The 20,567-nt window shown below is 63.3% G+C and carries 15 protein-coding genes and 2 pseudogenes; 5 read left to right on the forward strand and 12 right to left on the reverse strand.

Features of this window, described 5'->3' with window-relative positions; all coding sequences use genetic code 11:
* Window positions 1-282 precede the first annotated feature (282 nt).
* Window positions 283-1,857, reverse strand: coding sequence for a c-type cytochrome (locus IPM73_12260; protein ID MBK8918785.1), 1,575 nt, complete (start codon window positions 1,855-1,857; stop codon window positions 283-285).
* Window positions 1,858-2,021: 164 nt separating this feature from the next.
* Window positions 2,022-3,173, reverse strand: coding sequence for a heme d1 biosynthesis radical SAM protein NirJ (gene nirJ / locus IPM73_12265; protein ID MBK8918786.1), 1,152 nt, complete (start codon window positions 3,171-3,173; stop codon window positions 2,022-2,024).
* A gap of 179 nt (window positions 3,174-3,352) precedes the next feature.
* Here nirJ and IPM73_12270 point away from each other — a divergent pair, with 179 nt between their 5' ends.
* Window positions 3,353-5,644, forward strand: coding sequence for an ABC transporter ATP-binding protein (locus IPM73_12270; protein MBK8918787.1), 2,292 nt, complete (start codon window positions 3,353-3,355; stop codon window positions 5,642-5,644).
* On the forward strand, window positions 5,641-6,102 hold the full coding sequence (locus IPM73_12275; protein ID MBK8918788.1) for a DUF1854 domain-containing protein: 462 nt from the start codon (window positions 5,641-5,643) through the stop codon (window positions 6,100-6,102). The genes IPM73_12270 and IPM73_12275 overlap by 4 nt, the downstream gene beginning before the upstream one ends.
* Before the next feature lie 17 nt (window positions 6,103-6,119).
* On the opposite strand, the gene IPM73_12280 is transcribed toward IPM73_12275, so the two are convergent.
* The 6 genes from IPM73_12280 to IPM73_12305 all read right to left on the reverse strand — a co-directional run bounded on the left by IPM73_12280 (window position 6,120) and on the right by IPM73_12305 (window position 11,517).
* Window positions 6,120-7,856, reverse strand: a complete 1,737-nt coding sequence (locus IPM73_12280) for a hypothetical protein (protein ID MBK8918789.1) — start codon at window positions 7,854-7,856, stop codon at window positions 6,120-6,122.
* 92 nt (window positions 7,857-7,948) lie between these two features.
* On the reverse strand, window positions 7,949-8,608 hold the full coding sequence (locus IPM73_12285; GenBank protein ID MBK8918790.1) for a hypothetical protein: 660 nt from the start codon (window positions 8,606-8,608) through the stop codon (window positions 7,949-7,951).
* A 163-nt stretch (window positions 8,609-8,771) separates the two neighbouring features.
* Window positions 8,772-9,287, reverse strand: a complete 516-nt coding sequence (locus tag IPM73_12290; protein ID MBK8918791.1) for a hypothetical protein — start codon at window positions 9,285-9,287, stop codon at window positions 8,772-8,774.
* Window positions 9,288-9,479: 192 nt separating this feature from the next.
* On the reverse strand, window positions 9,480-10,103 hold the full coding sequence (locus IPM73_12295; GenBank protein ID MBK8918792.1) for a hypothetical protein: 624 nt from the start codon (window positions 10,101-10,103) through the stop codon (window positions 9,480-9,482).
* Between the two features lie 11 nt (window positions 10,104-10,114).
* A complete protein-coding gene (locus IPM73_12300) occupies window positions 10,115-11,134 on the reverse strand; it encodes a hypothetical protein (protein MBK8918793.1) in 1,020 nt (339 codons plus the stop codon).
* Window positions 11,131-11,517: a hypothetical protein gene (locus IPM73_12305; protein ID MBK8918794.1), complete on the reverse strand. Its 387-nt coding sequence runs from the start codon at window positions 11,515-11,517 to the stop codon at window positions 11,131-11,133. The genes IPM73_12300 and IPM73_12305 overlap by 4 nt, the downstream gene beginning before the upstream one ends.
* 91 nt (window positions 11,518-11,608) lie before the next feature.
* Between IPM73_12305 and cphA (IPM73_12310) the strand changes: the two are divergent.
* The 3 genes and pseudogenes from cphA (IPM73_12310) (at window position 11,609) to IPM73_12320 (ending at window position 17,409) form a co-directional block, all read left to right on the forward strand.
* Window positions 11,609-13,799: pseudogene (cphA, locus tag IPM73_12310) on the forward strand (cyanophycin synthetase).
* Window positions 13,800-13,826: 27 nt separating this feature from the next.
* Window positions 13,827-16,391 (forward strand): annotated as a pseudogene (gene cphA / locus IPM73_12315) (cyanophycin synthetase).
* 709 nt (window positions 16,392-17,100) lie between these two features.
* Window positions 17,101-17,409, forward strand: a complete 309-nt coding sequence (locus IPM73_12320) for a hypothetical protein (GenBank protein MBK8918795.1) — start codon at window positions 17,101-17,103, stop codon at window positions 17,407-17,409.
* 212 nt (window positions 17,410-17,621) lie between these two features.
* Here IPM73_12320 and IPM73_12325 read toward each other — a convergent pair whose 3' ends face one another.
* The 4 genes from IPM73_12325 to IPM73_12340 all read right to left on the reverse strand — a co-directional run bounded on the left by IPM73_12325 (window position 17,622) and on the right by IPM73_12340 (window position 20,491).
* A complete protein-coding gene (locus tag IPM73_12325) occupies window positions 17,622-18,599 on the reverse strand; it encodes an IS5 family transposase (GenBank protein ID MBK8918796.1) in 978 nt (325 codons plus the stop codon).
* 341 nt (window positions 18,600-18,940) lie between these two features.
* On the reverse strand, window positions 18,941-19,360 hold the full coding sequence (locus IPM73_12330) for a hypothetical protein (GenBank protein ID MBK8918797.1): 420 nt from the start codon (window positions 19,358-19,360) through the stop codon (window positions 18,941-18,943).
* The gene (locus tag IPM73_12335; GenBank protein ID MBK8918798.1) at window positions 19,314-19,928 is read right to left on the reverse strand and encodes a nucleotidyltransferase domain-containing protein; all 615 of its coding nucleotides are present in this window, start codon (window positions 19,926-19,928) and stop codon (window positions 19,314-19,316) included. The genes IPM73_12330 and IPM73_12335 overlap by 47 nt, the downstream gene beginning before the upstream one ends.
* Before the next feature lie 278 nt (window positions 19,929-20,206).
* On the reverse strand, window positions 20,207-20,491 hold the full coding sequence (locus IPM73_12340; protein ID MBK8918799.1) for a DUF1778 domain-containing protein: 285 nt from the start codon (window positions 20,489-20,491) through the stop codon (window positions 20,207-20,209).
* Window positions 20,492-20,567 lie beyond the last annotated feature (76 nt).

A 20,567-nucleotide genomic window follows, 5' to 3' on the forward strand; every position in this document is an offset into this window, starting at 1 on the left:
CCAAACGTGACGGACATCGCCGCCCCGACAGCGATGGGGGCAGGCAGGGAAGATTTTGCAAGAGGCGTGCCTGGGGGAAACGCCGGTGGCGACTGTGGCGGGCCCTGCGCAAAACCCCTGGCCTGCCGGCCTTTTACGCGACAAGGGAGTGCAAAGGACTGCCGCGGCGCACAGAATCGCCAGTCCCGCTGCGCCATCTTCGGCGCAGACCTTGGCGCAATGCGCCACATTCGGCACCCCTCCCCGTGACGCCGGTCACCGCCAAGCCGACGGTCGCCGGGGTCAGTGGCTGGTGCCTTCGGATTTGGTGATCTTGTTCCAGACGTTGTACTTGCCCACGGGTTTCCGCATGGGCAGGCGCTTCACTTCCTTCAGGGTCGCCGCGTCGTAGATGATGAGGGCGCCCTGGTCTTCCCACAGGCTGGCAAGGACGTACTTGCCGTCCTTGGTGAATTCGACGTGGGCAAAGGTCTTGCCGGGTTCCGGCTTCAATTCGGCGACGACCTCCAGGGTTTCCTTGTCGATGATCTGCATGGTGTCCTTGAACTCCTTGCTCATCATCGAATCGGTCCAGGCGTAGCGGCTCTTCTCGTGGCTGCGCATGAAGAAACCAGGGCCCCGGGTCTTGATCTGCTTGATCGTCTTCCAGGTGGCCATGTCGATGATGCTGATCACCCCTTCGTTGAGGTTGGGGGTGGCCATCACCGTCCTGCCCTGCCAGGTCCAGCTGATGCCGGAACCCAGGTGGGGCATGCCGGGCAGCTCCAGATCGGCGATCTTCTTGCGCGCATCCAGATTGACCACCTGGCCGGTGACGGCGGCCTTGGCGTCGTTGCGCGAGGCACCCATCACCTCGTCGTAACCCTGGGTGAAGTAGAAGTCGTCCAGGTAGTCGTCGAGAACGCTGCGCTGGGGGTTGAGGAAGCCCTCGATGAAAGCGCCCTCCTTGTACTTGAAGTCGTGGATCATGCCGGCCGGAATATCCGGCGCCCTGGGGTTGTAGGAAACCTCCCACACTTCCTTGACGTCCTTCAGGGCCGCCACGAAGCTCTGCCGCGGCGAGGCGTCGTAGACGGCGGAGACCCGGGAGCTCAGCTTGCCGTCCTTGTCGGTGACCGGAAGGATTTTCTTCAGATTGAGGTCGGCGTCGAGGATGACCAGGCTGTGGGGCAGGTAGTTGGCCACCGCCACCCACTTGCCGTCGCCGGAGACGGCCGCGTTGCGGGTGTTGATGCCGGCCCGCACCTCGGCCACCACCTTGAGGTTCCACAGGTCGAACTTGGTGATCCAGCCATCGCGGGACGCGAAGAAGACGAAACGCCCGTCCGGTGTGAATTTCGGCCCACCGTGCAGGGCGAAACGGCTCTGGAAGCGGTGCATGGGTTCGAGCTTGTCACCGTCGAGCACGGAGACGTGGTGGTCGCCGGATTCCACTACCAGGAAGAGGTTCATGGGGTCGGCGGTGAAGGCCGGCTTGTCCGGCAGGCTGCCGGCGGGGTGATAGACCACCCGGGAAGCCTTGATCTCGGCCTCGCGCCAGGCGGGCATGGGCTTGATCGGGGTGTAGGCGTAGTCCACCAGGGCCTTGATCTCCTCGGCCGCCAGTTGCTGGCCGAAGGCCGGCATCTGGGTCGCCGGCCGGCCTTCGCGGATGACCTTCTCGGCTTCGGCCTTCCTGAGGCGCGCCAAGTTGTCAGGCAGCAGGGCGGGACCGATACCCCCAAGACGATCGGCACCGTGGCAGGCCGCGCAGTGCTGTTTGAAATTGGCCGGCGCATCGGCGGCCTCGGCCAGGTTGGCCAGGGCGGAGAGGAAATAGACGGCGAAGGCGGCCGCGGCAAGGGTTTTCCAGTTCATTAAACGATCACCAATGCGTTGTTGGAACGGCAGCGCGACCGCCCCCAAAAACCGTTCGCCCTGAGCCTGTCGAAGGGCGCTAAACCTAGGGGCATCCCGGGCTTCGACAAGCCTGTCCTGAGCACCGTCGAAGGGCTCAGCCCGAACGGAGGGGGGACGGCGATTCACGCCGAGATTTCCTCGTCGTCCAGATAACACCCCGGATCTTCCGCCCAGGGGTCGCCGGTCATCTGCTGTGCCCGCACCCGGGTGTTGCCGTTGCAGATGGGCAGGTAGGCGCAACTGCCGCAGCGGCCCTTGACCGCCCGCGGGAACTGCTTGAGGCCGGCCATGAGGGGGTCGGAGGTATCCGGCCAGATTTGCGAAAAGGGCCGCTCCTTCACATTGCCCAGGGTGTGGTGCCACCACATGGTGTCCGGATGCACGTTGCCCAGGTTGTCGATGTTGGCGACGTTGATGCCCGAGGAATTGCCGCCCCACTGCCTGAGCTTGGCCTCGACGTGGGCCGCCTTGTCCGGGAAGCGGCGGCGCACCCAGTGCAGGAAATAGACGCCGTCGGCGTCGTTGTTGCCGGTGGTGAATTCCTTGTCCAGGCCGCGTTGGTGATAGTCCCAGCAGGTGTCGAAAAGGAGGTCCATGGCCCAGCGGGTGAGCTTGTGCTGGGCATCGTCCTTGCGGTTCTTGTTGCCGCGGCCAGCGTAGTTGAGGTGGGAGAAGTAGAAACGGTCGATGCGTTCGTCTTCCACCAGCTTGAGCAGGCCCGGCAGATCCTGGGCGTTGTCCTGGGTCATGGTGAAGCGCACGCCGATCTTGAGGCCCCCGTCGTTGCCATAATCGCGGCAGAGGCGGATGCCCTTGAGCGAGGCCTCGAAAGCCCCGTCGAGCCGGCGGAACTTGTCGTGGGTGGCGCCCAGCCCGTCGAGGGAGACGCCCACATAGTTGAAGTCGCACTCGGCGATCCGGCCGATGTTTTCCTCGGTGATGAGGGTGCCGTTGGAGGAGAGGCCCACATAGAAGCCCTTGGCCTTGGCCCGCTTGGCGATGTCGAAGATGTCCGGCCGCAGCAGGGGCTCGCCGCCGGAAAGGATGAGCACCGGCACGCGGAAGGCCTTGAGATCGTCCATCACCGCATACACCTGGTCGGTGGAAAGCTCCCCGGGGAAATTGGTGTCGGCGGAAATGGAATAGCAATGCTTGCAGGTGAGATTGCAGCGACGGATCAGATTCCAGATCACCACCGGCCCCGGCGGATTGCGCTTGGGACCGAGGGGCGTCGGGGCGGCCACTTCGGCCAGGTATTGGGATATGCGGAACATGGGAGTCTCGGGCTCGGAACGCCGCTATTCAACGGCACCGGCGGGAGAATAGCCTTGACCCGGGTCAACCGGAAAAATTATGCGGCGTCAGCAGGGAGCCGCCCCACCGGGCCGGGAAGCCGCCTCCGGTATACTTCCCGCCTTGCACCCGTCGGCGCCCCCCGCCAGAAAACCATTCCATGACCGACTGTCGCCCCCCCGACGCCCCCGAGACCTCCCTGCCCCAGGCCTGGCGCGAAGCCCTGCTCCCCCGCCTGGCAGCCGGCGACACCCTGCGCGCCTGGCTGGAAATCGACCTCGACCCCCGCCTGCGCTTCTGCCGCGGTCTGCTGGCCGTCACCGACCGCGCCCTCCTCGCCTGTGACCCGGAAGCCGGCACCTGGAGCACCTGGGAACTGCGCGACGACCTGAGCCTGGATCACCACGACCACGCCGGCGTCGGCACCCTGGAACTGGCCGACGGCACGGGCCGCCTGGGCTGCTGGCGCTATACCCTGGCCCACGACGTCGCCGCCCTCAAGTTGCAGCGGGAGTTCGACCAGCGCCGGGAAAGCCGGCGGAGCGGCCGGCCTGTCGTGGTGCCCGACGAACTGGTGTGCCCCAAGTGCAGAGCCCCCCTGGAGCCCGGCGTCGAGGAATGCCCCATCTGCACCCGGGAAACCGCCACCCCACCTTCCACCTGGACCCTGTTCCGCCTGTGGCGCTTCGCCAAACCCTACAAGGGCCAGCTCCTGGCCGGCTTCCTGCTGACCATGGCCTCCACCGCCGCCACCCTGGTGCCGCCCTACCTGACCATGCCGCTCATGGACAACGTGCTGATTCCCTTCCAGAACGGCAAGCCCATCGACGTCGGCCTGGTCACGCTCTACCTCAGCGGCCTGCTGGGCGCCGCCCTGCTGGCCTGGGCCCTGGGCTGGGCGCGGACCTACATCCTGGCCCTGGTGTCGGAACGCATCGGCCGCGACCTCAGAACCACCACCTTCGAGCACCTGCTGCAACTGTCGCTGGAATACTTCGGCGGCAAACGCACCGGCGACCTGATGGCCCGCATCGGCTCGGAGACGGACCGCATCAACGTCTTCCTCTCCCTGCACCTGCTCGATTTCGCCACCGACGTGCTGATGATCGTCCTCACCGCCATCATCCTCTTCTCCATCCACCCGGCCCTGGCCGTCGTCACCCTGCTGCCGCTGCCCCTCATCGCCTGGATGATCCACGCCGTGCGGGACCGCCTGCGCACCGGCTTCGAAAAGGTGGATCGCATCTGGGCCGAGGTGACCAACGTGCTGGCCGACGTCATTCCCGGCATCCGTGTGGTCAAGGCCTTCGCCCAGGAAAAACGCGAGGCGGCGCGCTTCCGCGAGGCCAATTTCCACAACCTGGCCCTGAACGACCGCATCAACAAGACCTGGTCGCTCTTCGGCCCCGCCGTGACGCTGCTCACGGAAATCGGCCTCCTGGTGGTGTGGGGCTTCGGCATCTGGCAGATCAGCAAGGGCGAGATCACCGTCGGCGTGCTCACCGCCTTCCTCGCCTACATCAGCCGCTTCTACACCCGGCTCGATTCCATGAGCCGCATCGTCTCCGTGACGCAAAAGGCGGCGGCCGGGGCCAAGCGCATTTTCGACATCCTCGACCATGTTTCCAGCGTGCCGGAGCCCACCAACCCGGTGCATCTGAAGGAAGTGCGGGGCGAGATCGAACTCAGGAGCTGCGGCTTCCGCTACGGCACCCGCGCCGTCACCCGGGATGTGAGCCTGACCATCAAGCCGGGCGAAATGATCGGCCTGGTCGGCCATTCCGGCTCGGGAAAAAGCACCCTGGTCAACCTCATCTGCCGCTTCTACGACGTCACCGAGGGCGCCGTGCTGATCGACGGCGTCGATGTGCGCTCCGTCCCGGTGGCCGAGTTCCGCCGCAACATCGGCCTGGTGCTGCAGGAGCCCTTCCTCTTCTTCGGCACCATCGCCGAGAACATCGCCTACGGCAAGCCGGACGCCAGCCGCGAGGAAATCATCGCCGCCGCCCGAGCCGCCCACGCCCACGAATTCATCCTGCGCCTGCCCCACGGCTACGATTCCCTGGTCGGCGAGCGCGGCCAGGGCCTCTCCGGCGGCGAGCGCCAGCGCATCTCCATCGCCCGGGCGCTCTTGATCGACCCCCGCATCCTCATCCTCGACGAAGCCACTTCCTCGGTGGATACCGAGACCGAGAAGGAAATCCAGAAGGCCCTGGACAACCTCGTGCGCGGCCGCACCACCATCGCCATCGCCCACCGCCTGTCCACCCTCAGGAAGGCTGACCGCCTGGTGGCCATGGACCGCGGCCAGGTGGTCGAGGTGGGCAGCCACGACGAACTGATGGCCAAAGAGGGACACTACTACCGCCTTTACCAGGCCCAGGCCAGGAACGTCGATACCGAACTGGAACTCTCCAGCGTCCCGACCCCGGCCAAGGAGCACGCCGCATGAGCGCCCCTCTGCAACTTTCCCGCAGCCCCTTCGGCCGGCTGATGCTGGCCACCGCCGACGGCCCCCAGGCCGTGGTGCCGGTACGCGCCTTCCCCATCGCCGAGCCGGACAAGGGCATCTCCCTGGTGGATGGCGACGGCCACGAACGGGCCTGGATCGACCGCCTCGCCGATCTCGCCGCCCCCCAACGACAACTGGTGGAAGAAGAACTGGCCAGCCGCGAGTTCGTGCCGGAAATCCGCGGCATCCGTGAAGTCTCCAGCTTCGCCACGCCCAGCACCTGGCAGGTGGACACCGACCGAGGCCCCTTCGCCCTGGTCCTGAAGGGGGAGGAAGACATCCGCCGCCTGTCCCAGACCATGCTCATGATCGCCGACAGCAACGGCATCCAGTTCCTCATCCGCGACCTTTCCCGACTCGACCGCCACAGCCGCAAGCTTCTCGACCGCTTTCTGTGAGACCTTGGTTTTGCCCTCTACCGTTCCCACCAGTTCCGGTAGAGCCCCTGGGTATTGAGGCTCTTCTTGACGACCGCGAGCACCTTTTGGGTTATGAATTCAGCCGTGCGACCACGCAGCATCATGCCCACCGCAAGAACAAAACGCTCTGGCCAACTGAACTCCTTATGCACGCGCCTCAGCACTTCGTCGACGCGAGCACGAATCATCCCGGCAACGGAATCCGTTTGGCCATTACGGGCGAAATCTAGATCAAGCGCTTTAGAAGGCCACGGATAAGGCAATTGCTGCGTAGCGGCGGTCCCGCAGAGTGGGATCAGCGGAATCTCTCCCCGTGTGTTGTGCGGCAGGCCCGCTGTCTGGGCCGCTGGTCCGAACACAGCTTCGTTCTCCGCAGGCAGAGAAAACCACTCTTTCAAAAAGTACTGGCAATTGCGGCGGCCGAGAAAGAAGTCGTGGTTGCGATACTCGGGATGGAGGAATCCGGCAAAGGCCCCCAGCGGATCGCTGCATAGCGCCTGACCGCCGGTCAGGGACTGCCCCCCTTCACCAGTTCGTTTCGCGGTGATCAGGAACCGGCTACGGATTCCCGCCTCGGCTGCAAGCAGAAAATCCTGCGTACTGAAGCGAGCGTTGGCAAGCCAGGCGCCAATCAGCGCGCCGCCAGCGGCGGCGACATTTTGCTCGTCGCTTGGCCCGGGTGTAGAGGCGTCCGCAAAGGGGTCGACCAGAATGACGGCCCGTCGAGCCTGCTGCGGCTCATAGTCATTCCTAGAGGTCCAACCCGCCAGATGCCGACGGGCCAACTCGACGGGTTCATTGTTGAAGGCGCCCCCATCCACACAAAGGAAGGTGTAGTTCGCCCCCGGGCTGATCCCCCACGAACTGAGGTCTGGGAATACCAGCCCTTGGCCATGCCCGACACTGATGGGTTGGTAATAGTAATGCCACGCTGGCCGCTGCAGCTTGACCGGCGGGAAACCGACCGGAAAGGCCCCCGACGCCCGGGCGAAGCGCGCAACTTCATGCCAGGAAGTGACTGTACCCCCAGGCACTGAAGCCGTCGGACTCCCCGCCACTCGATAAGCATCCGGCCACTGCACCGACGGAGTGCCATCCCCATGGTAATAGCTCTCGACGCGGACGTAGTCGGCGTGGCGCCGATAGCACTGCTGGCGCCCCGTTGCCCCGCCGTAGCCCACGGCGTAAGGCACACCGGTGAGGTTGGACAGGGTCATCAGTAGCGTCAGCGGCTCCGACACATAGGGCCGGGGAGATGCAACCGGGTCCACCTCATTCGGCACACCCTGCGGAAAATTGGCCGCAAGGTCGCACCCTCTGAGCAGAGGCTCGGGGTTGAGAAGCGAAGCCAGCGAATCCGTTTTGCCACTATAGCCCTCGTTTGGATCGCAAAAGCCCGCGATGTCCAGGGTCTGTACCCATAGGGCGTAGAGCGGATTCTTCGGCCCCAGGGTTTGTCGCGTACCTGGATCCATGCTGGAGTCGATGTGGGGGAAGCCGTAACCCAGGGCCTTGGCCAGCACCGCCGCGCAGACACTTCCACCGGACGCGCCGGAAATCACCTTGATCCGAACCTGATGCCAAGGAACGGTGCGCTTTTCGAATGGATGGTCACTCTCCGCGGCTTTTTGCGTCTCCCATCTCTCCAGAGCTTCGATCAGAAAATCCAGCACTCCGGCGGTATAGGCCCCCGCCGAAACAGTACCCCCCAAAGACAAGCCGATTTCGAACACACCCCGTGCTAGGTCACCCGAGTTTGAGGCGGAGTCCGCAAACCATTTCTTTGCCGCGCTCAGCCGAGGATTGCAATCAGAATCCAACGGCGTCACCTTACCGCTTCCCCGCCCGCACTGTTGCCACCTCGGGCGTCCTCGCCATGTATCGTGCCTCGCCAGTAGTCCACCGGCTCATATTCTTTCCCGCCCAACGGTCCCGTCTTACCGCGGCATTGGTTGAGCCAGTCGTCCAAGGCTCTGGATTTGTCGTCGTCGAACCCGCGCTTTCCGTCTCTACTCCCGATGTAATACAGCTCAGTCTTGATCTTCTTGTCTGCAAGTTCGAGAACCCGCTTCCCAACTGCAGCACGCACTGCCAGAACGGTACGATAGCCGTCTGATGGTCCTTTCAAAGACGGCTTATCCGAGCCACCACCAACTATCGACTCAAAATGGGCGCGAGGCGGGAAGAAGCAACTCGACCTTATTGTTTCCCTCGGCGCGGAAAGAACGCCGCGATTCCCCAGGGAACGACTGAACCTACGGTAATAGTCCAGTGAAAACGCTGCATCCTTGAAGGCTTGACTCAATTTCCGCAACTGATCCGGCGTTAGATTGAGCCGTAAAGAGAGTTCCTGCACTGCGTCGAGTTCCTGGGCATGCGCGGTATGGCGGGCTTGAAGCGTATAGGTTGTCACCCCGACACGCGCCAGGAAATCGATGAGGTCTTTGTCCAACTCTCTGACCATGTCGAAGAAATCCTCGCCCACGTGCAATGAAACGGACCGCATGCCAGCCAGAACCAGAAACCCCGTACGAGTATTGGACCCACTCCCGCCAGCAGAAACTATCGGCCCAACGGTCGCACCGCCTCCCGTCGCCCCGGAGACCTCCCAGCGGGTTACGAGGATATTGCCGCTCCCAACAGCCGAGTCATATTTTTCGCGAGCCTTGTCGAGTTCTCCCCCGAACTTTCGCTAGGTCGCCCGTGACCTTGGCCAGTAGCGCCTTGCCCTGGTCCACACTATTCAGTTCTTCCCCCGCAAACATGCGCTTGATTTGGGCCAGCGTTCCCGCATTGCGCTGCGGATCGGCGAACAAATTGTTCTCCAGCAAGTGGCTGAGAGCCGCAGCTTGCAGATCAAATTTAGAGACGGTGAGCGCCTGAGATTGAACACCTTCCAGCAGCTTAGCCACGTGAGACGCCGGGTCGTCGTTAGAATTACCAATATTCTTGACCTCAAAGTCCCGAATGACGCTGAAACTAAACTTCGGGCTCAGGAATATCGAGTGACTCGGCGATGTCCCCTCGGGCTGATACGAAAGCATCTGTACGGCATTCGCCGGGGTTACTCCGGCAATCGACACATAGGTACTGAAAGAGAACAAGGGGTCGCTGGCACTGCTCCGCACCTCGTTGGACAAATCGTCCAGGGCTTCGATACTCACGGGACGGCTTGTGGTTCCGCACGCGCAAAGCGCGACGCAGAGCATCGCAATCCCCGCGCGCTTGCCCCCCGTTCCGCCCGTTAGGCTGGCGTTCCAGGCGTGCCTGCTTCTTTTCATGGTCTTCTTCTCCGTTGGTTTATTGATGAAATGAGCGACCGCGAGCAACTTCTGATCGCCAGCCGTAAAACTTGGCTACGAACAGTCGATCAGTACGTACAGAAGGTTCTGGCGATCTCGATCACGTCCGAAAAGTCGATCACCCGCATCGTGTGCCGCAGCGATGAATTCGTCCCACTGGCCCGGCGGCAGGGTCTGGCAACCGTGGCTCGATGTCGAGAAATTTCCGCCTTTATGAATATTGATGCCGAAATTCCCAACGTGGTCGTAAGGTGGACTGCCATCACGCAGCACCCTGACGGGACCGGCCCGCTGGCAGATTGCCGGATGGGGCCGCTTTCCACCGTGTATATCGAAGCGATAGCACGGCCAGACTCCGGGTTGCAGGACCGCCATTCCGCGCGTGCCCTCCACAAAGCCGCTCCCTTCCCGGTAACTTGACGGATCGGTATTGCCATTGAACGCCTGAAACAGATTCAGGTTTGGCACGTAGAGCACGATGGCATCGTCGTAGATACTTCGCTCATTATTCGGCGTCGCACCCATGGTATTGGCGTAGTACCCACGCAGGCCGATCACGGCGAGCGGAAAGTCGCTCAGTTCCAATTTGGGTTGTTTGGCGAGGAGCGCCAAGAGTTCAGCTTCGGTGATTTTCGGACGGCCACTCGCCGGGAGGAGGTTGGTAGGCTTGCTGGGCATTGCGGCCTCCTCTAATGCTCGGGGTACAAAAGGTCGAAAACGGCTACCTCATCGAGCGTACCGGTTGCCGGCTTCCCCTTGGCCGACTGCCACCGGCGAATGGCTGCTCGCGTAGGCTCGTCCAACTCCGCAGTCGCTCGCTCGATAGGAATTCCAAGCGCGAGTTGGATCGCCTCGATGTCTTGGGGCTCAAGGCGAGTCGCCTCGAAATCACTGACCGGCCCGACAATGGCGGGTGATCGGGGCACATCCGCGCCACTCGCAGAGACCAGAGGATTCGGTGTCGGCGGTGTAGCGCCGCCAATATTCGACGACGGGGGCGACGGTTTGATTCCGGCACCCCGCAACGAAACCAGCTTGGAAAGGGCATCGAACCAGAACGGCGCGCCCAGAGTGGCTGCCATGGCCGTAATCAGCCAACCAAAGATTGGCAGCATCCCTCCGGGCCATTCCGGACACCCTTTTGCGTCCAGTTTCCAACCAACCGGAATCCGAAGATCCTTCAAGTCCTTGATGTGGCGATTCACCTCGTCAATTTTCGCCTGGAGTTCTGGCGACGATTTCTCGTCTTGCCTCGCGACAATTCCGTTTACTTGTTGCTCGGCAACCCTCACCAGTGAGGCAGTCAACGCCCCGTCCTTCGCCAACCGCTGCACCAGTACAAGGGAATCAACGTTGAAGACAAACGCGGCGGCGAACGCGATGGCGAATAGCCATACCTGGGTATTCCGCTTGTACCATCCGGACACCCGATCCATGGACGCATTGAAATACGACTCGATCGACTCCCTTAGGCGTTCGGAATTTCCTTGAGCCTGGAGGACGAAAATCTCCAGGGCCTGTTTCAGGGCACTACTCGGCATGCGCTGCACAGCATCCGGAAGCCCGTCGAACAGCGGGCGCTGAGCCCTGTATTCCCGGACGAGCGTATCGGCCAATGCAGTGGCGAAATAGCCTGCCGGCATGTAGGAGGGTTTCTTTCCTTGTTTCGATAAAGACGCGATCAGCGGATGGCCGTACAGAATGGTCAACGGAGATTGATCTTTGCCACCAAAACTCTTCTCCCTCCCAACAACAGTTCGACCCCTTTGCTCAGGAGCTTCCCTCGCAAAGCAAGCAGTTGCGCCACAACCTCCTGAATTCCGCTGACTAGGCCAGAGAACAGCAGATAGATAAGCGCCATACCAATCGCCACGTCCAACATCAAGATCCCCCCTCTTGATTGCAAAGCCCAAATTGGCATGCATCTCCCTTTGCAATGATGCAATCTGGGAGACATCCGTATGCAGAGGGGAAATATGCATAACAAGTTCCCATTCGTCAATCGAAGATGATCGGCAAATTCCCGCACACCTAGCGAACGGCTCTGGATAGCTCCCAGCCCGTGGCGTTCATCGCCGGTTTGCAGGATCATTACGCCTTTCGGTAATCCGGTTTCCAGCGCGGCACGTTATGCGGGAACCGGCGCCAGCCCCAGCCGACGCCCCTGCGGATAAAAACACTCCATGAGCAAGAGAGAAATCGAGTTCCTCAAGATCACGCATCTGAACGGTCCCAGCCTGTGGACCTACCGCCCCGTCCTGGAAGCGCTGATCGACATCCATGACCTGGAGGACGCCCCTCCAATACCATTCCCGGTTTCGTCGAACGCCTGTCCGCCTGGCTGCCGTCCCTGGTCGAGCACCGCTGCAGCTACGAGGAACGCGGCGGCTTCCTGCGCCGTTTGCAGGAGGGCACCTGGCCCGGCCACATCCTGGAGCACGTCACCCTGGAATTGCAGAACCTGGCCGGCCTGCCCGGCGGCTTCGGCAAGGCCCGGGACGGTGGTCGCCGCGGCGTCTATAAGGTGGTCGTGCGCGCCTGGCAGGAGGACGTCACCCGCGCCGCCCTGCACGCGGCCCGCGACCTGGTGATGGCGGCCATCGAAGACAAGCCCTTCGACGTGGCCGGTACCATCGAGCGCCTGTCGGACATGGCCGATTCCCTCTGTCTCGGCCCCAGCACGGCGAGCATCGTCGATGCGGCCGACGACCGCGACATCCCTACCATCCGCCTGATCCCCGACGCCAACCTGGTGCAGATCGGCTACGGCGCCGCCATGCGCCGCATCTGGACGGCCGAAACGGACCGCACCAGCGCCATCGCCGAGACCATTTCCCGGGACAAGGATCTGACCAAGAGCCTGCTCTCCTCCTGCGGCGTTCCGGTCCCCGAGGGCCGCGAGGTCGACAGTGCCGAAGACGCCTGGGAAGCCGCCCAGGACATCGGCCTGCCGGTGTGCGTCAAGCCCACCGATGGTAACCACGGCCGCGGCGTCTTCATCGACGTGAAGACCCGGGAAGAAATCGAGAAGGCCTACGCCGTCGCCTTCGAAGAGGGCAGCGGCGTCCTGGTCGAGCGTTCCCTGCCGGGCACCGAGCACCGCCTGCTGGTGGTCGGCGGCAAGCTGGCCGCCGCCTGCCGCGGCGACATGGTGTGCGTGGTCGGGGACGGCCAATCGACGGTAAGGCAATTGGTCGAGACCCAGATCAACTCGGACCCCCGCCGCGGCCCCACCGAACTGCACCCCCTCTCCCTCATCCGCCTCGATTCCGCCGCCACCATGGAGCTTTCCCGCCAGGGCCTGGACGCCGATTCGGTGCCGCCCCCGGGCAAGGAAGTGCTGATCCAGCGCAATGCCAACCACGCCTTCGACGTAACGGACCAGGTGCATCCCGACAACGCGGCCCTGGCCGCCCTCGCCGCCCGCATCGTGGGCCTCGACATCGCCGGCATCGACCTGGTGACGCCCGACATTTCCAAACCCCTGCTGGAGCAGGGCGGCGCCATCGTCGAGGTCAATGCCGGCCCCAGCCTGCTCATGCATTTGAAGCCCGCCGTCGGCGAGCCCGCCCGGTGGGCAGGGCCATCGTCGATCATCTGTTCCCGGACGGCCAGACGGGGCGCATCCCCATCGTCGGCATCACCGGTTCCCGGGGCAAGACTTCGGTGGCCCGTTTTCTCGGCCATCTCACCCGGCTTTCCGGCAAGTACGTCGCCCTGGCGTCCAGCGACGGCCTCTTCCTGGACCAGCGCCACGTCCAGAAGACCGACGCCGCCCACTGGGCCGCGGCCCGCCGGGTGCTGCTCAACCGGGCGGCCGAAGTGGCCATTTTCGAAAACGGCGCCCGGGCCATCCTGGGCGAGGGTCTGGCCTACGACCGCTGCCAGGTGGGGGTGGTCACCAATCTGGATCCGGAAGAGACGCACCTGGACTACGCCATCGACGACCACGAGATGCTCTACAAGGTCCTGCGCACCCAGGTGGACATCATTCTCAAAGGCGGCGCCGCGGTGCTCAACGCCGCCGACCCCCAGGTGGTCGAAATGGCCGAACTCTCCGACGGCGAGGCCTATTTCTTTGCCGCCGGCGAGGACAATGCGGTGGTCCTGGCCCATTGCGCCAAGGGAGGCCGCGCCGTGGTCGCGCGGCGGGGCGAGCTGGTCCTGGCCGCCGGCAATACCGAAACCCGCCTGGCCAAGCTGGCCGACATTCCGGCCCTGCGCCAGGGCGAGGAAACCTTCCGCCTGGAAAACACCCTGGCGGCGGTTGCCGCGGGCTGGGCCTTGAACATTCCGGCAGAACTGCTGGCCGCCGGCGTCAAGACCTTCGAGCAGGAAGCCCCCGCCCCTTCCCGGCGCCAGAAAAAAAACTAAGCGATCGCAGCAGAGAGGAAAACCCCCATGGAAGTTTCACGCATCCGGGCCCTGCGCGGCCCCAACCTGTGGAGCCGGCACACCGCCATCCAGGCCATCGTCGAGTGTCGCGAAGCGGAGCGCTCCATCAACGCCCTGCCCGGCTTCGAAGCCCGCCTGCGGGAGCGCTTTCCCGAAATCGATTTCCTCAACGTCACCGGCCACAACGAGGTCATTTCCCTGGCCCACACCCTGGAATTCGCCGCCCTGGGCCTGCAGGCCCAGGCGGGCTGCCCGGTGACCTTCAGCCGCACTTCGGAAACCATAGAGCCCGGCACCTTCCAGGTGGTGGTCGAGTACAGCGAGGAGGATGTCGGCCGCCTGGCCTTCGACCTCGCCGAGCAACTGGTCAACGCGGCCCTGGAGGACAAGCCCTTCGATCTGGCCGATGCCCTCTACCGCCTGAAGGACCTGGACGAGGACATCCGCCTCGGTCCCTCCACCGGCTCCATCGTCGCGGCGGCCGTCGCCCGGGGCATTCCCTACCGGCGCCTCACCCAGGGCAGCCTGGTGCAGTTCGGCTGGGGCAGCAAGCAGCGCCGCATCCAGGCCGCGGAAACCGACATGAGCAGCGCCATCGCCGAATCCATTGCCCAGGACAAGGAACTGACCAAGCACCTTCTCCACGCGGCCGGCGTCGCCGTGCCCCTGGGGCGCCCGGTGACCAGCGCCGAGGACGCCTGGGCCGCCGCCCAGGAAATCGGCGGCCCGGTGGTGGTCAAGCCCCGGGACGGCAACCAGGGCAAGGGCATTTCGGTCAATATCCGCACCCGGGAAGAAGTCATGGCGGCCTACGAGACAGCCATCGAATTCCGCGACGACATCCTGGTGGAACGCTTCCTGCCCGGCCATGACTACCGCTTTCTGGTCATCGGCGACAAGCTCATCGCCGCCGCGCGGCGGGAGCCACCTCAGGTGATCGGCGACGGTGTCCATACCGTCCGCCAACTGGTGGATATCGTCAACGCCGATCCCCGCCGCGGCGAGGGCCACGCCACTTCGCTGACCAAGATCCGCTTCGACGACATCGCCCTGGCCCGCCTGGCCCTGCAAGGCCTCCAGGCCGATTCCATCCCGCCCCGGGGCAGCCGGGTCATCCTGCGCAACAACGCCAACCTCTCCACCGGCGGCACCGCCACCGACGTCACCGACGACGTGCATCCCGAACTCGCCGCCTGCGCCGTCGCCGCCGCCCAGACCGTCGGCCTCGACATCTGCGGCATCGACGTGGTCTGCGATTCGGTCCTGAAGCCCCTGGAAGACCAGGGGGCGGCATCGTCGAGGTGAACGCCGCCCCCGGCCTGCGCATGCATCTGTCGCCTTCCTACGGCAAGGGCCGCAACGTGGGCGAGGCCATCGTTTCCATGATGTTCAGACCCGGGGAGGACGCCCGCATCCCGGTGGTGGCCGTGGCCGGCACCAACGGCAAGACCACCACCGCCCGCCTCATCGGCAATATCTTTACCCGGGACGGCAAGCGGGTCGGCATGACCAGCACCGACGGCGTCTACATCGAAGGCCGGCGCATCGACAGCGGCGACTGCAGCGGCCCCAGGAGCGCCCGCAACGTGTTGCTTCACCCGGGCGTCGACGCGGCCGTCTTCGAAACCGCCCGGGGCGGCGTGCTGCGCGAGGGCCTGGGCTTCGACCGCTGCAACGTGTCGGTGGTGACCAATATCGGCATGGGCGACCACCTGGGGCTCAACTACATCACCACTGTCGAGGATCTCGCCGTGGTCAAACGGGTCATCGTCGAGAACGTATCCAAGAGCGGCCATGCCGTACTCAACGCCGCCGACCCTCACGTGGCGGCCATGGCCGCCACCTGCCCGGGCAGCGTCATCTACTTCGCCCGGGACCGCTTCCTGCCGGTCATGGCCACCCACCGCGCCCAGGGCAAGCGCGTCGTCGCCGAGGGCGACTCCATCGTCTGCGCCGAAGGCAGCAGCGAACACCGCATCCCCCTCGCTTCCATCCCCATCACCCGGGGCGGCACCATCGGCTTCCAGATCGAGAACGCCATGGCCGCCACCGGCGCCGGCTGGGCCCTGGGCCTGCCCTGGGAGATCATCGCCGCGGGCCTGGCGAGCTTCGTGAACGACGCTCAGACCGCCCCCGGCCGCTTCAACGTCTTCAACTACCGCGGCGCCACCTTGATTGCCGATTACGGGCACAACCCGGATGCCATCCAGGCCCTGGTGAATGCCATCGACACCATGCCTGCGGGCAAACGCTCGGTGGTCATCAGCGGCGCCGGCGACCGCCGCGACGAAGACATCCGCCAGCAGACCGAAATCCTGGGCGACGCCTTCGACGAGGTGATCCTTTACGAAGATGCCTGCCAGCGCGGCCGGGAAGACGGTGAAGTCATCGCCTTGCTGCGCAAGGGCCTGGAAGACGCCCAGCGCACCCACTCCGTGGAGGAAGTGCGGGGCGAATTCCTGGCCATCGACACCGCCCTGGCCCGCCTGGAGTCAGGCGACCTGTGCCTGATCCTGATCGACCCAGGTGGAAGAGGCGCTGGCGCATATTGCGAAGCGGTGCGCGGAGTAGGCTATTGTTGGCCTGACGAGGAATCGATGCGCAATCGCCCGCGCTCCCGCAACCGCACCACGTCAAGGGCCTCCGCCGTCTGTATCCGTTGCGGATGCCGCAAGGGCGGCGCCCTGCAGTTTTGTTCCGCCTGCGGTTTCGCGCCGCTGACGGCGGAGGACCGTGCACGTTCGCTCATGCTCTCCCCTCTTTTCGATGTCGGAGAAAGCACAATGGGACTGTCAGACGAAGCGCTGGCAGATGCCGCACGGACTCTGCGGGAAGGCCGTCCCTGGGCCTGGGATGCGGGCGAAGTCGCCCGGGTCGCGGCGCTCCACAGCGCAGCAGAGTCTTTGACTCCCCTACACCTCGCCTCTGACCTCGCTCGGTGGCTCCTGCCCCCGCTTGCGCTGCTTGCGGGCATTCTTTGGCTCGCGACGCATTCCTAAAGGGCTTGGTGGTCAGTTTTCGGAGACACCTGTGGGCTTTTCCATATCCTGGCTGGCGTGTCGCGGCCCCTCCTTCGAAGTCGTCGCCACTCGCCTGGGCTTCACCCCCAGCGGGAAACAGGCCGCCTTTCTCCGGGCCCCGCTTGCGGGTCGGACACTCTCCCGGCGGATGGCACCTGCTAGTCGCCAAGCGCTGTGACGCCCTTCTGGTCAAGGCCGGCGCCCTCGCCAGCCTCTCAACGGATTGCACGGTCGTCGCCTGCAGTATCGAGGAGCACGTCATGTTTTCCTCGGCCGAGGCCTGGCAGCACGGGAAGCGTCTCTGGCGCATCGAACACGCTGCGGAGGAAGGCGACGACCATCTGGCGGTCGAAGGCACCCCGCCGGACATCCTGGCACAGCGAATCGCCGACGCTCGCGCGTGCCAGAGCGAGGATTCGGAAGTCGGCTGGTTCTTCGAGATTCCCCTCGATTGCGCGAAGAACCTCGTCGGCTTCAAACACGACGAAGTCCGCCCGGAAATGGAGGACGAGGGCTTCATCGTCCTTCAGTCCATGCGCGGGGAAAAAGTTTGGTGGCGGTTTTGGTAAGTTCGGGGGCCGAGGCGAATCAGCCGGCCAAGGCCCTGATCGCTTACATTGGAATCCACGAGCTCAACGGAGAGTCAGGGAACCGTTTGAATTCTTAAGGATTCTCTGAATAACCGGCTATTTCCGCGCAGGCTGTCATAAAAAAGATGAAAAACAGGCGATTTTCGACCGTTGACCGTGAAATCCAGGGAGTTTTCCCTGCATTTCCCGTTTCACGGGCGCACCTCGCCCACCAAGGGCAACAATCGCTTGCGAGCCATCCACAAATTTGCCAGCGCAAACAGCGTCACGATCTGCCCCGTATTCTTCGCCAGACCACGGTAGCGAACTTTCACAAAGCCAAACTGGCGCTTCACTACCCGGAACGGATGTTCAACAATTGCCCGCACCGCCGAGAGCATCCGGTTGAACGCCTTCTGCTCCTCAGTCAGCGCTCCGCCAGCCGGCTTCTTGGTCGGTGTCAGAACAGACAGATTGCCTTCCTTCTGGAACTCGTCAATCGTCCGGTTCTTCTTGTGATAGCCGCGATCACCGAGCGCAATGGCTTCTTCCCCGTGCAGGCACTTCTCCATCATCGCAATGTCCGCAACCTTGGCCGTCGTGCATTCCACGGTATGAATCAAGCCGCTGTCGGCATCGACGCCAATATGGGCTTTCATCCCGAAGTGCCACTGATTGCCCTTCTTGGTCTGCGTCATTTCTGGATCACGCTTCTTGTCTTCGTTCTTCGTCGAACTCGGTGCTGCAATCAGCGTTGCATCGACTACCGTGCCGCGCTTCATCGACAGCCCTTTCTCCGACAACACCGCGTTGACCTCGGCAAAGATCGCCACCGCCAGGTCATGCTTCTCCAGCAGATGGCGGAAGCGCAAGATGGTGCTTTCGTCTGGCATCACATCCTCGAAGGCATCCAGTCCGGCAAACTGGCGCAGCAGCGGCACGTCGTGCAAGGCTTCTTCCATCGCCGGGTCCGAGTAACCAAACCACTGTTGCATGAAGTGAATCCGCAGCATCGTGCCCAGCGGCATCGGCGGGCGGCCGTTTCCCTTTTTCGGGTAGAACGGCTCGATCAGCGACTCAAGACGCGACCACGGCACCACCGTTTCCATCTCCGCCAGGAACACTGCCTTGCGGGTTTGCTTGCCGGCTTTCGGCAAAAAACCCGTCTCGGCCAGGCTCAGTTGCTTCATCGGTTTCATCTGTCTCATCAACTCAATGACAATGCCGTCATTTTCTCAAATTGCGCTGCATGATGGTTACTTATGCAGAGTTTCCTTAAGGCCCGTGCTAGTAGTCAGTCAGAAAGGTTTGCGTCGATGCCGAGGCGCGCAACCGCGCCCCGATCGCGCGAAGCGAACCGCAGCCATAGCCGAAGCTATGGCGAGGATGAGCGACAAAGCGAGCGGGGATGCGGGGCGGGCCGAACATAGCTGAACCTATCTGACTGACTACCAGCCCCGTGCCGGCTCATCCAACGCATCGACTGCGAGCGCAAAGGTGCCTGGTTCGTTTTTCAATTCAGTAAGCTCCCTCAGGCATCCATCAGTTTTCCAACATCGACGATCAAGTCGCTCACCAACGCACATAGCTCGCGGATCGCCGATTCTTCGATCTCGAGAAACCCCTCGTATTCAGCCAGGTTTCGCTTCTGGTGGGCGCTGTCGAGAATGCGCCATTGAACGGCGGTCCAGCCGAGGGTGTGGGGAAGGCATTGGAATACGGTATAGCGGTTCTCGCTGCGATAGCCGTGCCAACGGAGTGCAGCCAGCGCCGCGCCATGGGCAGCGTTGTAGGCGCTGGTGAATCGGCCTTCCGCGGAGAGCGCCTCAACCCGGGCATCGGCCAGACGAGTACGCGCCAGGTCCAGTAGGCGCCGGACTTCGGCATCGTTGCGCGGCTCGGCCTTAAGCTGGCCGATGCGCACCAGATTGTCCAGCGCTGGCTGGGACAAGGTTCTCTCCGATCAAAGGCAGAATGGGCTGGGCGAGGACGCGATTGATGAAGGAGTCCGCCTCGGCAAGCCGATTGGCATATTCTTTCGGAGTATAGCAATTAGGGTTGATCTTGCGCACCAATTGCGTTTCCGCCGGCAGGAGGAGGGGCAAGACCTCGCTCAGGGTCAAATCGTCGCCAACCAGCAAGAGGTCTATATCGCTGCGCACCGTGTCGCTCCCCTTGGCGACAGAACCATAGACAAACGCCGTGCTCAAGCGGGATAGCAGGGGCTCCAGAGCCCGTTGCAGCACCGGAACCACGCCGAGTGTCTTGGTAGTCAGTGCGACCAACTCGGCGTAAACCGGACTGTCCGGATTGGCCTGGAAGCGACGTTGATTGCCGACCATTTCGGCAAGAACCAACCCGGCAGCGGCCAGACGATTCAGCTCCCGCTGCAGCGAAGCGCTGCCAAGCCGGGTCAGGCGGCGCAACTCGCTCAGGTGGTAGCTACGTTCGGACTGGCCGAAGAGCCAAGGAAATAGCTTGGCCTGGCTGTCGGTGAAGAGGGCGGCGGCGAGTGACATAGCCAAATATTAGCACGATCGTGCCAACATCTGGCTCGATAAAAGCTTCCTGATCGCCTCCGTCGGTATCCACAAGGTCATCGGCGAGTCCGGTCGTCGCTCGAACTCGTAGCGCTCATACCCCCCCACGCCTGCCCATCCTTCGCATCGACAATGACGCCGACCATGCCGACGGACGAAGCGGCGCAAATACTCGTCGAGCGCGAGGACGCCGCAGGTGAAGGCGCGCCGGTCGTGGTCCGCGGAGAGGCGTTCGATGCTGCCCGCGAACTTCACCGTCAGCGCTTTCCCTGCCAATCGCGATGACGTTCGATCGCTGCGGAAAGTTTCGGCCTGGGCTTGTCCGCTTCATCCAGGGCCTGGGCAAAGACATCCCAGTCATGAGCCGACAGGGTCATCATCTCGGCATCGGCAAGGATTTGCCTGGCGCGCTCCTGGGCCGTACCCAGCAAAAATGCACTGACCGACAAACCGGCGGTCGTTGCGGCACACACGATGAGTGCCTTGATTTCTGGCGAGGTGCGCAAACCGATGCGCTCGTTCGCTTGAGTTGAAGCCAGCATGATCGAGTCCTTTGTACGGAATATTTACGGAACAGTCCATCGCCCACCCCGGACTTTTGCAATTACCCGTACAAAT

The sequence above is a fragment of the Betaproteobacteria bacterium genome, from assembly GCA_016720065.1.
Classification (GTDB): Bacteria; Pseudomonadota; Gammaproteobacteria; order Burkholderiales; family Rhodocyclaceae; genus SSSZ01.